The organism is Hydrogenophaga soli, assembly GCF_054777695.1.
Window position 1 is genome coordinate 87022 of sequence record NZ_BAAHAK010000007.1, and the last position, 15118, is coordinate 102139.

The following is a 15118-nucleotide window of genomic DNA, read 5'->3' on the forward strand; positions in this document are numbered from 1 at the left end:
TTTGATCATTGATTCTTGCTCCACCAGGTGTCGATCACCCAGGACTCCACCTGCGAGGTGTGCGCGGGCATCTGGGCCGGGCGTTCCAGCCGGTGCGGGTTGTAGACCAGCCGGTGGGTGGTGGACGACCATTGCGGAATCAGCACATGCTGGTGCACCACCGCCCGCTCCAGCGCCCGGCAGGCGGGCAGCAGCTGGTCGCGGGTCTTGGCCTCGGTCATGGCACGGACCAGGGTGTCAACCGCCGGATTTTTCAGCCCCGGCAGGTTGCCCGAGCCTTCGGTGTCAGCCGCCTTGCTGCCGAACAGGTCGGCAAACTCCTGGCCGGGGTTGGCGGTGCCGGGGTAGGCAATGCTGGTGATGTCGAACTCGAACTTGTCCAGCCGCTGCTGGTACAGCGCAAAGTCCACCGGGCGGAACTGCAGGCGAATGCCCAGCTTTTCGAGGTTGCGCATCCACGGGGTCACCACCCGGGCACCGGTCTCGGCGCTGTCCAGGTACTCCAGCTCCAGGGCCTGGCCTTGGGCGTTGCGCAGGGCACCGTCGCGGTAGGTCCACCCGGCATCGGCCAGCAACTGGCGGGCCTGGCGCAGGTTGTCGCGCAGGCTGTGGGCGCCGTCGGTGCGGGGCGGCTCGGCCATGGGGCCAAAGACGGTGGATGGCAGTTGCGCACGCCACGGATTCAGCAAGGTCAACTCCGCGGCGCTCGGTTCCCCCGTGGCCTGGCAATCGGTGTTGCCGAACAGGCCCTTCACCCGCTGGTAGGCGCCGTAGAACATCTGGCGGTTCATCCACTCGTAGTCCAGCGCCAGGCCCAGGGCCTGACGCACCCGCACATCGGCCAACCACGGTTTGCGGGTGTTGAGCACGTAGCTCTGAAAACCGGTGGGCAGGCGGTGGGGCAGTTCCAGCTTGACCAAATCGCCGCGGTCAAAGGGGCGGCCGGTGACACGCCGCGCCCAGTCGCCCGCCGAGAAAAAGCGCTGCACGTCAAACTCACCGGCCTTCAGCGCCTCCAGCCGGGCGGTGTTGTCCTTGTAGATCTTGACGGTGACGCGCTCGAAGTTGCCCGTGCCTTGGCGCACGTTGAGCTTCTGGCCCCAGTACCGGGGGTCGCGCACGTAGGTGATGTCCTTGCCAAAGCGCACCGGGCCAACGCGGTACGGGCCACTGCCCACGGGCTCTTCGGTCACCACCTCGCTGAAGGGTTTGCCCTCGCCCCAACGGTGGCTGAACACGGGCAGAGCACCCACGGTCAGCGGCAGCTCGCGGTTGGCGCGTTTGAAGCGAAAGCGCACCTCGCGGCTCTGGGCCGGGTTGCCCAGCACCTCCACCCCGACCACGTCGTCCAGCAGGGTTTTGTAGGCGGGTGAGGTGTGCGGGCCCAGCAGCGTGTCCACGCTGTGTTTCACGTCGCGGGCCAGCACCGGGTCGCCGTTGTGGAAACGCGCCTCGGGCCGCAGCCGGAAGGTGGCCGACAAGCCATCGGGGGCCACGCTCACGTCTTCGGCCAGCAGGCCGTAGGCCGAGGCGGTTTCGTCCAAGGAACCGATCAGCAGGCTTTCGAACAGCAGCTCCGACAGGTAAGCAGGCGCCGCGCCCTTGAGGGTGAAGGGGTTGTACTTGTCGAAGGTGGACGTTCGCTGGTTGCTGACCAGCCGGATTTCGCCACCCTTGGGGGCCTGCGGGTTGACGTAGTCGAAATGGGCGAAACCTGCCGGGTACTTCAGGTCGCCCCACAGGGCATAGCCGTGGGCGGCCCAGGCTGGCGGGGCGGCGGCGGTGGCCCCCAGAACGGCCAGGGCGGTGGCGGTGACAAGCTGCAAAAGTCGCATGGCGGCATTGTGCATGCTCCACCCGGGCACACGGGTTTTGGGGCCCTTTGCGAGGACCTCAGAAGCTACATATAAAAATAGCCTCTAGCGCTTTATCAATAAGCGCAAGAAGCTATGTTTTCAGGAGTAAACCCAGCGCCGTGTGCGGGTGCTGGCCCCGGGGCCGTCAGGCCCGCTTCACGCAGTCGGCGAAGTAGGTCTTGATGCCATCGGCGTTGGTGGTCTCCACCAGGCCGTGGATGTCGGTCTCGAAGCCGGGGCAGGCCTTGGCAAACTCGCGGTTGAACTTGAGGTAGTCCACGATCTTCTTGTTGAACACCTCGCCCGGGATCAGCAGCGGGATGCCCGGCGGGTACGGCGTGATGAGGCTGGTGGCCACGCGGCCTTCCAGCTCGTCAATGCCCACACGCTCGGTGGTGCGGTGCGCAATGTGGGCAAAGGCGTCGCTGGGCTTCATGGCCGGGGTCAGCTCGCTCAGGTACATGTCCGTGGTCAGGCGGGCAATGTCGTGCTTGGCGTACAGCGCGTGCACGTGCTGGCACAGGTCGCGCAGGCCCATCTGCTCGTAGCGCGGGTGCTTCTGGCAGAACTCCGGCATGGTGCGCCACATGGGCTGGTTCTTGGCGTAGTCGTCCTTGAACTGTTGCAGCGCGGTCAGCAGCGTGTTCCAGCGGCCCTTGGTGATGCCGATGGTGAACATGATGAAGAAGCTGTAGAGCCCCGTCTTTTCCACCACCACACCGTGTTCGGCCAGGAACTTGGTGACGATGCTGGCCGGAATGCCGGTGTCGGCAAAGCTGCCGTCCAGGTCCAGGCCGGGCGTGACGATGGTGGCCTTGATCGGGTCCAGCATGTTGAAGCCCGGGGCCATGTCGCCAAAGCCGTGCCAGGTCTTGCTGGTGGCGGCTTCGCTCATGCCCTCGGTGCCTTTGAGCACCCAGTCGCTGGCGCGGCCAATGCCTTCGTCGGCCAGCACCTCGGGGCCCCAGACCTGGAACCACCATTCGTCGGCCCCGAACTCGTCGTCCACCTTGCGCATGGCGCGGCGGAAGTCCAGCGCCTCCAGCAGGCTTTCCTCCACCAGGGCACGCCCGCCGGGCGGCTCCATCATGGCGGCGGCCACGTCGCAGCTGGCGATGATGGCGTACTGCGGGCTGGTGCTGGTGTGCATCAGGTACGACTCGTTGAACAGATGACGGTCCAACTTGGTGGCCTGGGAGTCCTGCACCAGCACGTGGCTGGCCTGGCTGATGCCCGCCAGCAGCTTGTGGATGGACTGGGTGGAGTACACCACCGACTCCTTGGGACGCGCCCGCTTCTTGCCCATGGCGTGGAAGCTGCCATAGAAGGGGTGGAAGCCCGCATGGGGCAACCAGGCCTCGTCAAAGTGCAGGTTGCTGACGTAGCCGTCCAGCATCTCCTTGATGGTTTCGGTGTTGTACAGCACCCCGTCGTAGGTGGACTGCGTGAGCGTCAGGATGCGGGGCTTGACCGCATCGGCATCCACCCCGGCCAGCAGCGGGTTGGAGCGGATCTTGGCCTTGATGGCGTCGATCTCGAACTCGCTTTGCGGAATCGGGCCGATGATGCCCCAGTGGTTGCGCGTGGGCTTGAGGAAGACCGGAATCGCGCCGGTCATGATGATGGCGTGCAGGTTGCTTTTGTGGCAATTGCGGTCCACCACCACCACGTCGCCCGGTGCCACCGTGTGGTGCCACACGATCTTGTTGCTGGTGCTGGTGCCGTTGGTCACAAAGAAGCAATGGTCCGCATTGAAGATGCGGGCGGCGTTGCGTTCGCTGGCGCCGATGGCGCCGTTGTGGTCCAGCAGCTGGCCCAGTTCTTCCACGGCGTTGCACACGTCGGCGCGCAGCATGTTTTCACCGTAGAACTGGTGGTACATCTGACCGATGGGGCTCTTGAGAAAGGCCACGCCACCGGAGTGCCCGGGGCAGTGCCACGAGTAGGAACCGTCTTCGGCGTAGTCGAGCAGCGCCTTGAAGAACGGCGGCTGGATGCTTTCCAGGTAGCTTTTCGCCTCACGGATGATGTGACGCGCCACAAATTCGGGCGTGTCCTCAAACATGTGGATGAAACCGTGCAGCTCGCGCAGGATGTCGTTGGGCAGGTGGCGGCTGGTCTTGGTTTCGCCGTGGATGTAGATGGGCACATCGGCGTTTTTCCAGCGCACTTCCTCGATGAAGTTGCGCAGGTTCAGCACCGCGGGGTCCAGGTCCGGGCCGGGGGTAAATTCTTCGTCGTCGATCGACAGGATGAAGGCGCTGGCGCGGCTTTGCTGCTGGGCAAACTGGCTCAGGTCACCGTAGGTGGTCACACCCACCACCTCGAAGCCCTCGGCTTCGATGGCCTGGGCCAAGGCGCGGATGCCCAGGCCTGAGGTGTTTTCAGAGCGGTAGTCTTCGTCGATGATGACGATGGGGAAGCGAAATTTCATGTCCGGGCCTCAGAGCGAAAAGGCGACAACGCGCATGCCATGGAACGGAAAACGACATGCACAGACAACAAAAAAGCCACTGATCTTGACTCCAGTGGCTTTCAATTTCGTGAAACTTGTTTATTTTGCAAACAAGCCCTGGCGGAGAGGGCGGGATTCGAACCCGCGGTGAGTTTTACCCCACACACGCTTTCCAGGCGTGCGACTTAAACCGCTCATCCACCTCTCCGCGAAGCCTCAAATTATAGCCACATTTTGGCGATGTTTTGAAGCTCAGTAGGCATTTTCGCCGGTGAACCCTTTGAACACCGTCATGAAGATGATGCGAAGGTCAAACCACAACGACCAGTGCTCGATGTAATAGATGTCGGCACGCACCCGCGCCTCCATCTTCTCCAGCGTGTCGGTTTCACCGCGAAGTCCATTGACCTGTGCCCACCCCGTGATGCCGGGCTTGACCTTGTGGCGCAGCATGTAGCGGGGAATCAGTTCGCGGTACTCCATGTTGTGGGCAATGGCATGGGGGCGTGGCCCCACGATGCTCATGCTGCCTTGCAGCACGTTGATGAACTGGGGCAGCTCATCCAGGCTGGTGGCCCGCAAGAAGCGCCCCAGCGGGGTGATGCGGCTGTCGCCCCGGGTGGCCTGGGTCACACCCAGGTCTTCCTGGTGCACGTACATGCTGCGGAATTTGTAGACGTCAATGGTCTCGCTGTTCCAGCCCAGCCGCTTTTGCTTGAAGATGACCGGACCGCTGGACGTGAGCTTGACCGCCGCCGCAATCACCAGCAACAACGGCGAAATGAGGGTGAGGATGAGCAAGCCCAGGATCTTGTCCTCCAACCACTTGACCAGCTGGTTGCCCCCCTCCATGGGGGAGCTGGAAATGTCCAGCATGGGCACCCCCACCACAATGGACACCCCGTGGTTGACCAACTGCAACATGGTCAGGTCGGGCACCAGGCGGATGTTGGCCGTGCTGTGGCGAAGTGTGTGCAACACGTTCTCGGCCGCTTTCATGTCGCCCGGCTGCTGGCAGATCCAGACTTCGTCGGGGTTGAGTTTGGCCACCACCTCTTCCAACATCTTGGTGCTGTCGCCAAGCGTAACCCCCACCACCTTGTAGCCAGTCCAGGCCGAGGCCTTGACCCGCCGCCGGATGTCCTGGATGGAGCGGCCTGAGCCCACCAGCAACACCCGCAACTCGTTCACGCCCGTGCCCTGCAGCCAGGACATGAAGAAATACAAGGACACCCGCCCCAACCAGGTGAGCAACAGCCCTCCCAGGGCCCAGGTTCCCAGCCAAATCCGCGAGTAGTCCTCGCTGGTCTTGGTCAGCACCAGCCAGGTCATGACCATGCCCCAGGTGATGATCCACGCCAAGGCCACCCGCCCAAGCATGGCCGGCAATTGCCCGCCGCGCCATGCGCGGTACACCAGCGATGACGTCAGCATCATCAGAAAAGACGATGCAAGCAACAGCTGGATGACCGAGCCCGGGGCCTCAGCAAACGATTCCCGAAACCGCCACATGTAGGCGAGCACGCCCGCCAAAGCAAAAGCGGTCCAGTCGGACCACTGAACCGCAAAACCCATGAAGGAGGCGCTTTTTCGCAGCCTGAACGTACCCAACTGACGACCTTTCGTCCAACGTTGACTCCCCTGCCGAACCATTATGGTGGCTTGTCATTGCAGCTTCCTGTGGGTTTCCGCAACACCAACAAAAAAGCCACCTTCCGGTGGCTTTTTTGAGAACTAAGTCAGGGATGTGGGGTCAGCGAACCACAGCCAGGGACTCACGCACGCCCTTCTTATAGGTGAACAGGGTGAGTGCACCGTTCTTGATGTCGCCCTTTTCGTCAAAGGCGATGGTGCCAGTCACGCCCTTGTAGCCATTGGTGGCGGCCAATGCGGGGAGGTATTTCTCAGGGGCAGCCGAACCTGCACGCACCATGGCGTCAACCATCACCTTCACGGCGTCATAAACATACGGGGCATACACCTGAACATCGGACCCGAACTTGGCCTTGAAGTCGGTACGGAACTTCTCCATGCCCGCTTTTTCTTCGCCTTCCACACCACCGGCTTCGGCGCAGTAGACCTGCTCGTCACCCAAGCCGTCACCGGCCAGCTTGGGCAATTCGCCGGAGCAAATGCCGTCACCGCCCATGAACTTGGCTTTGACGCCCAGTTGCTTCATCTGCTTGAGCATGGGGCCGGCCACCGCGTCCATGCCGCCAAAGAACACCACATCGGGCTTCTTGCCCTTCAAGGTGGTCAGGATCGCATTGAAGTCGGTGGCCTTGTCGTTGGTGAACTCGCGGCCCACCACCTTGCCACCCGCCGCCGCAACCGCCTTCTCAAACTCGTCGGCCACCCCTTGGCCATAAGCGGTGCGGTCGTCGATCACCGCCACGTTCTTGGCCTTGAGGGTTTCAATCGCGTAACGCCCCAGCGTGGAGCCCAGGTGCACGTCATCCGCCACCACCCGGAAGGTGGTCTTGAAGCCCTGGCGCGTGTATTTGGGGTTGGTGGCCGACGGAGAAATCTGCGGCAACCCGGCTTGGCTGTAGAGCGACGAGGCGGGGATGGTGGTGCCTGAGTTCAGGTGGCCCACCACGCCATTGACCTTGGCGTCGATCAGCTTTTGGGCTGCGGCCGTACCCTGCTTGGGGTCAGAGGCATCGTCTTCGGCCAGCAGCTCAAACTTGGCGACCTTGTCACCAATCTTGATGCCAGCGGCATTGAGCTCGTCGACCGCCATGCGGGCACCGTTTTCATTGTCTTTGCCCAAGTGGGCAATCGCCCCACTGGTGGGGCCCACATGGCCAATTTTCACCACCAGTCCAGCACCGCTGGAAGCGGACGCTGCGCCAGCGGAAGCACCGGTGGCCGGAGCCTCATCCTTCTTGCCGCAAGCGGCCAATGCGACAGCCGCAGCAATCACGGCAAGTTTCAATGTTGGGTGCATAAGAATCCTCAAATGAAGTGAGCCAAAACCGCCAATGGACAGGGCATGCGACGCGGTGGATCGCATGGTTGTGCACCTTACTCGAAAATCAATGGGCGGCTTGGGAGTGAAGAAGACTTGCGACTCCAAAATCACTTGCGGCGTGCGGTTTGAACACCTTCCACGTCCTTGAGGCTTTGCAACACACGCTTGACCCGGGATGAGTCGGACACTTCCGCGGTGAACGTCATGGAAGCCATTCCCCTCATCGACTGCGTTTGCACCCCGATCACATTGATTTTCTCCTTGGAAAAGACTTCGGAGATGTCCCGCAGCAAGCCCTGCCGGTCCCTGGCCTCCACGGCAACATCCACCGGGTAAAACACCCCGTGGCCTGCACCTGGCGCACGTTGCTGGCGCCATTGCACGGAGATCACCCGATCGGGATGCGTCCGGACCAAATAACGGAAGTCATGGCAATCCGCTCGGTGAATGCTCACCCCTTTTCCACGGGTGACAAACCCCCCAATGGCGTCCGGCGGCACGGGTTTGCAACACTTGGCCAGCTGCGTGAGCATGCTGTCCACACCCACCACCAGGACCTGCCCACCCGACTGCGAGGTGCTCTTGCGCGCCTGGACCACGGGCACGGCATCTTCAGGCAATGAGGCCTCGGGCGGCGACAACTGGCTCTCCACCGCCTTGAGCGACAGCTCGTCCTTGCCCACCACCTCAAACAACTGCTGACTGCTGGAAAACCCCATTTGCAGCGCCAAGTCATCCAGCGCCAGCGAGGTCTTTCCTTCGCGCTGAAGCAGCTTTTCAACCGCCTCCCTGCCGCGTGCAATGGTGGATTCCAACGCCAATGAGTTGAACCAGGCGCGCACCTTGGCGCGGGCACGCGGGCTGGCAAGGTAGCCCAGGTCGGCGTTGATCCAGTCGCGAGACGGTCCGCCTTCCTTGGCTGCCAGGATTTCCACGGTTTGCCCACTTTTGAGCGGGGTGTTCAACGGAACCATGACCCCGTCCACCTTGGCTCCACGGCAACGGTGCCCCAGTTGGGTGTGAACGGTGTAGGCGAAATCCACCGGCGTTCCTCCCGCAGGAAGCTCGACGATGGATGCGTCCGGGGTGAACACGTATATCCGGTCGTCAAACAACGCCGACGTGGTGCCACTGATGTCCTGCTCCCACGCCAGCAACTGCCTCAACACCGCAATTTTGTTGTCGTACTCCGACGACGCCGAGACACCGGCATAACCCTTGGCCCCAGCTTCCTTGTAAGCCCAATGGGCCGCAACCCCATGTTCGGCATGGTCGTGCATGTCCTGCGTTCGAATCTGGACTTCAATGGCACGCCCCTGCCCGTCTCTCACGACCGTGTGCAGCGACTGGTAGCCATTGGGCTTGGGTTGCGCAATGTAGTCGTCAAACTCTTCCGCGATGGGGGTGAAGCGGTCGTGCACCCAGGCCAGCACGGCATAACAATCGGCCACCGTGCTCACCACCACGCGCACGGCCCGGATGTCGAACACCCGCCCAAAGTCCAGCGACTTGCCGCGCATTTTCTTGGCAATGCTGTAGATGTGCTTGGGCCGCCCTTGGACCTGTGCATCGATGTGTTGCGCCGCCAGTTCAGATTCAAACTGCGCACGCAAGCCCATCATGTAGGTTTCCCGCTCTGTGCGCTTTTCGTCCAGCATGCGGGCAATCTGCTTGTAGTTCTCCGGCTCCAGGAACCGGAATGCCAAATCCTCCAACTCCCACTTGATCTGCCAAATCCCCAGCCGGTTGGCCAAAGGGGCAAACACGTGCAAGGCTTCCCACGCCAACTCATGAGGGGGAAGGCGCTTGCTGGCCGCGAAATACCGCAGCGTTTGCAGGCGCGATGCCAGGCGCAGCATCACCACCCGCAGGTCTCGCGAAAACGCCAGCAACATCTTTCGGATGTTTTCGGTCTGACTGGCCGCCAACTCGGACACCGGCGGCTTGGGGGCAGGGTGGGCGTCCAGGGAAACCGATTCCGTTCGGTCCTGTCGAGCCTGCTTGGCCATCAAGCGGGCCTGGCGCTGCAATTGGATCAAACGGGAGGCTTCATCGGCCAGGTCGGCGTAGCCCGTGCCAAACGCTTTCGCGATGACGTCCCGCGGACGGTTCAGGTGCTCCCAGGCGTAGACCAGGTAGCACGACGTTTTCATGGCCTCCGAGCCGCCAATGACCTCCAGGATGCCCACCACGGCATCGGCGTGCGCCAGGATGTTTTCACCCGTGTCCAGCTCGGCATTGGCCAGCAGTGGTTCCGCAAAGGCCCGCGCCCGGGCGGCCGGCACCGACAGTTCACCGTCCTTGTCGGCGGTGGCGGTCAAGATCAGGCTGGGCGTTTCACCGGATTCGGTCGGGCCAGACCATCCTGCGGTCGATGCCTTCAGGATGCCATGCTGCTCGGTTTCGTGGCTGATGCTTTTCATGCAGACAACAAGAACGCTTGTACCAGAGCCAATTGGGGCTCTGCGACCAGTGTGGGGGCGTGTCCCACACCTTCAATGTCCACCCGGGTGGCTCGCGGCCCGGTGATGGACATCCGATGTGCCGTTTCCTCGCTGAGCAAGTCCGACTCGGCCCCCCTGAGCAGCAACACCGATTGACGCAATGTCTCGTAAACCTGCCAAAGCAATGCCTGCCCTTCCTGGGCCGCCTGCGCCGCAGTGTGTGCCGTGTGCACCTTGAACGGCGCCGCAATGGCGGGGTCGTAATGCAACACCCACTGAGCCCCTTGGCGGCGAAACATGGGTTCGGACAGCCCCTTCCATTGCTCCGGCGTGTGCGGACCAAAAGAGCGGGAGATGGACCACAGGTAGTCAGCCCCCTCCTCCAAACGGTCAAACGCCGGGGCCTTGCCCAGGTACTCGCCAATGCGCAACAGCGCGTCCGGCTCAATCGCGGGCCCCACGTCGTTCAGCACCAGACGACGAAGCGGCAGCTCGGACTGCGCCGCCACCAGCATGCCAATGAGCCCGCCCATGCTGGTCCCCACCCAATCGAAAGTGGTCACCCCTTGTGCCGCCAGACGGTGCAGCAGCGCCATCATGTCGGCCACGTACACCGGCATTTGATAAGCCATGGGATCTTCCAGCCAATCGCTCTGGCCTCGCCCTGGGGCATCCACGCAGATGACCCGGACATGCGGACTCAACCGACGGGCCAGGGTGTCAAAGTCCCGCCCCTGCCGACTCAGGCCGTGCACACAAACCACGGCATGGGACAGGTCTGACGAGGGCGTCACCCAATCCCAATAAGCCAACCGCCTCACAGGCGAAGAAGACGTCTGTCCTGTCTGGGGCCGGGCCGCGGGTGGACCAAGCCGTTCGAGGTACGAAAGAACGGGCTGATTCAAAGACATTCGCCGACGGTAACACGATCAGGCTTTCAAATCCGCCGGGTCGTCAGCGTCGGGCCGGGTGATATTCGGAATAATCGGACCTGCAGGACACCCTCGCGCTCACCCCTTTTGCACGCCCTCAATCAGGAGTCATTCATGATGTTGAAAAACAAAACCGCCCTCGTCACAGGATCCACCAGTGGCATCGGCTTGGGCATCGCCAAAGCCCTGGCACGCCAAGGAGCCAACATCATGCTCAATGGCTTTGGTGACATCGAAACCGCCAAGGCGGAAGTGGCCTCGTTGGGCGTGCGTGTCGGGTACCACGGTGCGGACATGAGCAAACCCGCAGACATCGAAGCCATGATGGCCGCCGCCGCCCAGGAGTTTGGCCAGGTGGATATCCTGGTCAACAACGCTGGCATCCAGCACGTGGCCAGCGTGCAAGATTTCCCCGTCGAGCGTTGGGACGCCATCATCGCCATCAACCTGTCCAGTGCGTTTCACACCACACGCCTGGCCCTACCCTCCATGCTCCAGGCCGGATGGGGACGCATCATCAACGTCGCGTCGGTCCATGGCCTGGTGGCGTCGGCACAGAAGGCGGCTTACGTGGCGGCCAAGCACGGCATCTTGGGATTGACCAAGGTCACCGCCCTGGAGACTGCCACCACCGGCGTGACCTGCAACGCCATTTGTCCGGGTTGGGTGTTGACGCCCCTGGTGCAAAAGCAAGTGGATGCCAAAGCGGCCGCCTTGGGGCTCTCGAACGAGGAAGCCAAGCGCCAGTTGCTGGCTGAAAAAGAGCCTTCACTGCAGTTCACCACGCCCGAAGAACTGGGGGAGTTGGCGGTGTTCTTCTGCTCGGGTGCCGCCAACAACGTCCGCGGGGTGGCTTGGCAAATGGATGGAGCCTGGACCGCGCAGTGACCCACCTGTTGGCGTATCAAACGCCAATACAAAACACCGGCCGACCACCTGTGCGCAACTGTAAGCAGGTGTGACAGCCATTCATCAGGGCATGAAAAGCCCACAGAATCGGGGCTGAAGCTGACCCACCTTTCAACACCATGAGTACCGCACCTTCTGTGGCCGACACCCCCAAAAACCGGGCCGACAAAATCCTGGTGGTCGATGACGACGAGCGCATCCGAGACCTGCTGCGCCGTTACCTGACCCAGCAAGGCTACGTGGCCATCGTGGCCGATGGGGGGGCCAGCATGACCCGGGTGATGCAACGAGAAGGGGTGGACCTGATCGTGCTGGACCTCATGATGCCCGGGGAAGACGGCTTGTCGGTCTGCAAACGACTCCGCAATGCTGGGAACAGAACCCCCATCATCATGCTCACGGCCAAGGGCGACGAAAACGACCGAATCGTGGGGCTGGAGCTGGGGGCGGACGACTACCTGCCCAAACCCTTCAATCCCCGTGAGCTGCTCGCCCGCATCCATGCCGTGCTGCGACGCCGCCCCATGCCCGAAGCCCCCGGAGGCCCGGCGGCGGACGATGGCGTGGTGACGTTTGGTGACTTTGAGCTGGACCTGAGCCGCAGAACCTTGCTCAAGGACGGCAACCTCATCTCCCTGACGACAGGCGAATTTGCCATGCTCAAGGCACTGGTTCGGCACCCCCGAATCACCCTGAGCCGGGAACGGTTGGCTCAGTTGGCCAGGGGACGGGAGCTAGAAGCTTATGACCGCAGCCTGGACGTGCAGGTCAGCCGCCTGCGCAAGATGATCGAGGACGACCCCACCAACCCGCGCCACATCCAGACCGTGTGGGGCGTGGGTTATGTGTTCATCCCGGACCCCGCCGTCCATGGCTGAACGCGTGGGGTGGTTGCGCCTGAGCCTCTTTTGGCGCACTTTCCTGGCGCAAGTGGCGCTGATCGCCATTTGTTTGCTGGCTTGGGTGCAAACCTTCGTGGCACTGGAGTTTGAACCGCAGACCCTGCAAAGCGCCAGTCAGATTGCGTCACTGGTCAACCTGACGCGGGCCGCCCTTCAGCACGCCGACCCGATTGCACGCGTGTCGTTGGTCAAGACGCTGGCCGACGAGGAGCGTCTGAAGATTTCCCCGCGCGAACGCACCGACACCTACGTGGGCTATGGCACATCACCCTTCACACGCAGCCTGTCCACCGCGCTGGCTGAACGGCTGGGGCCGGGCTCCATCGTGGCGGGTGAAGTCAATGGGGATGAAGGTCTGTGGGTGGCCTTCAACATGGACAGCGACAGCTACTGGTTGCTGCTGGATCCTCGGCGGGTCAACGCCATTCATGGGCACACCTGGTTGATCTGGCTGACGGTGGCGGCGGTGGTCGCGTTGGCCGGGGCGGCGCTCATTGCCCGCATGGTCAGCCACCCCCTGCAGGCCTTGTCAGACGCCACCGCGCTGGTGGGTCAGGGGCGACTGGGCGAGGTCCGCTTGGACGAAGAGGCCAACACCGCCGAAATACAGCAGGTCAACCGGGGCTTCAATCACATGGTGAAGCAACTGGATGCACTGGAGCGCGACCGCCGACTCATGCTGGCCGGCATCTCACACGATGTCCGTACGCCCTTGGCCAGACTTCGGTTGGAAGCGGAAATGAGCGTGCCAGACGAACAGGCCCGGCAAGACATGGTGGCGGACATGACACAAATCGAGTCCATCGTTCAACAGTTCATGGACTATGCGCGCCCCGATGCACTGGCGGCCCAGGAGTCATTGGAAACCCTCGACGTTCACGCATTCACCGAGCAGTTGGTCGCCGAATTGCCCGACGCCCTGCCGGTTGCCGTTCACACCCAGCCATCGGCATCGCCGCTGCACGTTCGTGTTCATCCGCTGGACCTCAAACGCGCCCTGTTCAACCTGATTGAAAACGCGGGCAAGTATGGCCGCACGACCCACGAGGCCACCGCCCGCATCGACCTGTCCATGCAACGCAAGGACGCCTGGGTGTGTGTGACGCTGCAAGACCACGGCCCGGGAGTTGCCCCGGACATGCTGGAGCGCCTGACCCAGCCGTTTTACCGCACGGACACCGCCCGCAGCCAAGCCAGCGGAGCTGGGCTGGGGTTGGCCATTGTGGACAAGCTGCTCCAGCGCATGGGCGGCAAACTGGTGTTGGAAAGCCCCCCGGGCCACGGACTGAAGGCCACGCTCTGGCTGCGAGCGGCACCAGCCTGATCCGCCCCCGCGGCGTTCAAACCCGGGGCGTCTTCACCAACATGGCGATGGCCCGGGCTTCCATGCTCAAGCCCTGCCCGACCGGACCCAACCGCTCCGCGGTCTTGGCTTTGAGGTTGACCTGATCTGCCCGCACCCCCAACGCCGAGGCCACACTGTCCGTCATGGCCGCCATGTGCGGCGCCAACTTGGGGGCCTGGGCCACCACCGTGGCATCCACGTTCACCAACGCATACCCCGCTTCCCGCACCCGGCGCATGGCTTCCGCCAGCAAGCGACCGGAGTCGGCTCCGCGAAAGCGCTCGTCGGTGTCGGGAAAATGTCGGCCAATGTCCCCCAGCGCGGCAGCGCCCAGCACGGCATCCGTGATGGCATGCAACAGCACATCGGCGTCCGAGTGCCCCAGCAGTCCATGGCTGTGCGGGATGGTGACCCCGCCCAGCACCAGCCGACGTCCGGGCACCAAGGCATGGCAATCCCACCCCTCCCCCACGCGCCAAGGCGGAAGCAGGTTGTGGTCAACACGGTCAGGCGAGTGGGTCATGGTGAAACGGGACGTTCATGGGTGGATGTGCCCACGCCCCGCGCTTGCAGAATGGCCTCGGCCATGGCGAAGTCTGCGGGGTAGGTGAGCTTGAAATTTTCAGCGCCGCTTTCCACCAGCAACGGCGACAGGCCCACGGCCTCCATGGCACTGGCTTCGTCGGTGATGTGGGCATGGTCTGACAACTGGGACACCGACAACGCACGGCTCAGGTCACCCAAGCGGAACATCTGCGGGGTTTGCGCCAACCACTTGTCCTCCCTGGGCACGGTGGATGCCACGCGGCCATCACGGCAGGTCTTCAGGGTGTCGGGCAATTTGTGCGCCAGCAGTCCGCCGATGGCATCGGGCAGGCAAGCGTCCATCAACCGGTTCACCTGGTCTGACGTGACCAGGCAGCGCGCAGCGTCATGGACCAGCACCCAGTCCTGGGGTTGGGCACCCTGCGCCGACAACCACGCCAAGCCATTGGCCACCGTGTGCGCCCGGGTCGGCCCCGCACAACGGGCCACCACACACTGGGGCCCCGCATCCGAGGTTCCCTCCAGCGGAAAGCGGTCAATGTGGGCATCGTCCGGGGACACCAGCACCACCACTTGCGCCAAGCGCATGACACCCGTCAAGGCCGCCAGTGAATGCGCCAGCACAGACCGACCGGCCACCCTGCGGTACTGCTTGGGCACCCCCACCCCGGCTCGGGACCCGGTGCCGCCGCACGGAACCAAGGCATGGCAACGGGGTTGCAATGAAGAAAGCATATTCTTGGAACTCATTCTGG

The 15118-nt window shown here is 62.8% G+C and carries 11 protein-coding genes and 1 tRNA gene; 3 read left to right on the forward strand and 9 right to left on the reverse strand.

Features of this window, described 5'->3' with window-relative positions; all coding sequences use genetic code 11:
• Nucleotides 1-5: 5 nt before the first annotated feature.
• From ACYVB7_RS13555 to ACYVB7_RS13585, 7 genes are all read right to left on the reverse strand, one after another.
• Complete coding sequence (locus tag ACYVB7_RS13555) at nt 6-1835, reverse strand: extracellular solute-binding protein (protein WP_460508543.1); 1830 nt, start codon at nt 1833-1835, stop codon at nt 6-8.
• 166 nt (nt 1836-2001) lie between these two features.
• On the reverse strand, nt 2002-4290 hold the full coding sequence (locus ACYVB7_RS13560) for an Orn/Lys/Arg family decarboxylase (RefSeq protein ID WP_460508546.1): 2289 nt from the start codon (nt 4288-4290) through the stop codon (nt 2002-2004).
• Between the two features lie 139 nt (nt 4291-4429).
• Nucleotides 4430-4519, reverse strand: a tRNA-Ser gene (locus tag ACYVB7_RS13565).
• A 44-nt stretch (nt 4520-4563) separates the two neighbouring features.
• A complete protein-coding gene (locus ACYVB7_RS13570; protein ID WP_460508548.1) occupies nt 4564-5886 on the reverse strand; it encodes a sugar transferase in 1323 nt (440 codons plus the stop codon).
• A gap of 178 nt (nt 5887-6064) precedes the next feature.
• Nucleotides 6065-7261, reverse strand: a complete 1197-nt coding sequence (locus ACYVB7_RS13575; RefSeq protein ID WP_460508550.1) for a branched-chain amino acid ABC transporter substrate-binding protein — start codon at nt 7259-7261, stop codon at nt 6065-6067.
• A gap of 131 nt (nt 7262-7392) precedes the next feature.
• Nucleotides 7393-9669, reverse strand: coding sequence for a RelA/SpoT family protein (locus ACYVB7_RS13580; RefSeq protein ID WP_460508867.1), 2277 nt, complete (start codon nt 9667-9669; stop codon nt 7393-7395).
• Nucleotides 9670-9704: 35 nt separating this feature from the next.
• Nucleotides 9705-10634 carry an alpha/beta fold hydrolase gene (locus ACYVB7_RS13585; protein WP_460508869.1) on the reverse strand — a complete coding sequence of 310 codons (930 nt, stop codon included), beginning with the start codon at nt 10632-10634 and terminating at the stop codon, nt 9705-9707.
• Between the two features lie 144 nt (nt 10635-10778).
• Here ACYVB7_RS13585 and ACYVB7_RS13590 point away from each other — a divergent pair, with 144 nt between their 5' ends.
• The 3 genes from ACYVB7_RS13590 to ACYVB7_RS13600 all read left to right on the forward strand — a co-directional run bounded on the left by ACYVB7_RS13590 (nt 10779) and on the right by ACYVB7_RS13600 (nt 13796).
• Nucleotides 10779-11549 (forward strand): 3-hydroxybutyrate dehydrogenase, encoded by a 771-nt coding sequence (locus ACYVB7_RS13590; protein WP_460508871.1) that lies wholly within the window; start codon nt 10779-10781, stop codon nt 11547-11549.
• 140 nt (nt 11550-11689) lie between these two features.
• Nucleotides 11690-12448, forward strand: a complete 759-nt coding sequence (gene ompR, locus ACYVB7_RS13595; protein WP_460508552.1) for a response regulator transcription factor family protein — start codon at nt 11690-11692, stop codon at nt 12446-12448.
• A complete protein-coding gene (locus ACYVB7_RS13600) occupies nt 12441-13796 on the forward strand; it encodes an ATP-binding protein (RefSeq protein ID WP_460508554.1) in 1356 nt (451 codons plus the stop codon). The genes ompR and ACYVB7_RS13600 overlap by 8 nt, the downstream gene beginning before the upstream one ends.
• Nucleotides 13797-13812: 16 nt before the next feature.
• Here the strand turns inward: ACYVB7_RS13600 and ispF are convergent, their stop codons facing one another.
• Both ispF and ispD read right to left on the reverse strand, forming a co-directional pair.
• Nucleotides 13813-14340: a 2-C-methyl-D-erythritol 2,4-cyclodiphosphate synthase gene (ispF, locus tag ACYVB7_RS13605; protein WP_460508556.1), complete on the reverse strand. Its 528-nt coding sequence runs from the start codon at nt 14338-14340 to the stop codon at nt 13813-13815.
• Nucleotides 14337-15113 (reverse strand): 2-C-methyl-D-erythritol 4-phosphate cytidylyltransferase, encoded by a 777-nt coding sequence (gene ispD / locus ACYVB7_RS13610; protein ID WP_460508558.1) that lies wholly within the window; start codon nt 15111-15113, stop codon nt 14337-14339. The genes ispF and ispD overlap by 4 nt, the downstream gene beginning before the upstream one ends.
• Nucleotides 15114-15118 lie beyond the last annotated feature (5 nt).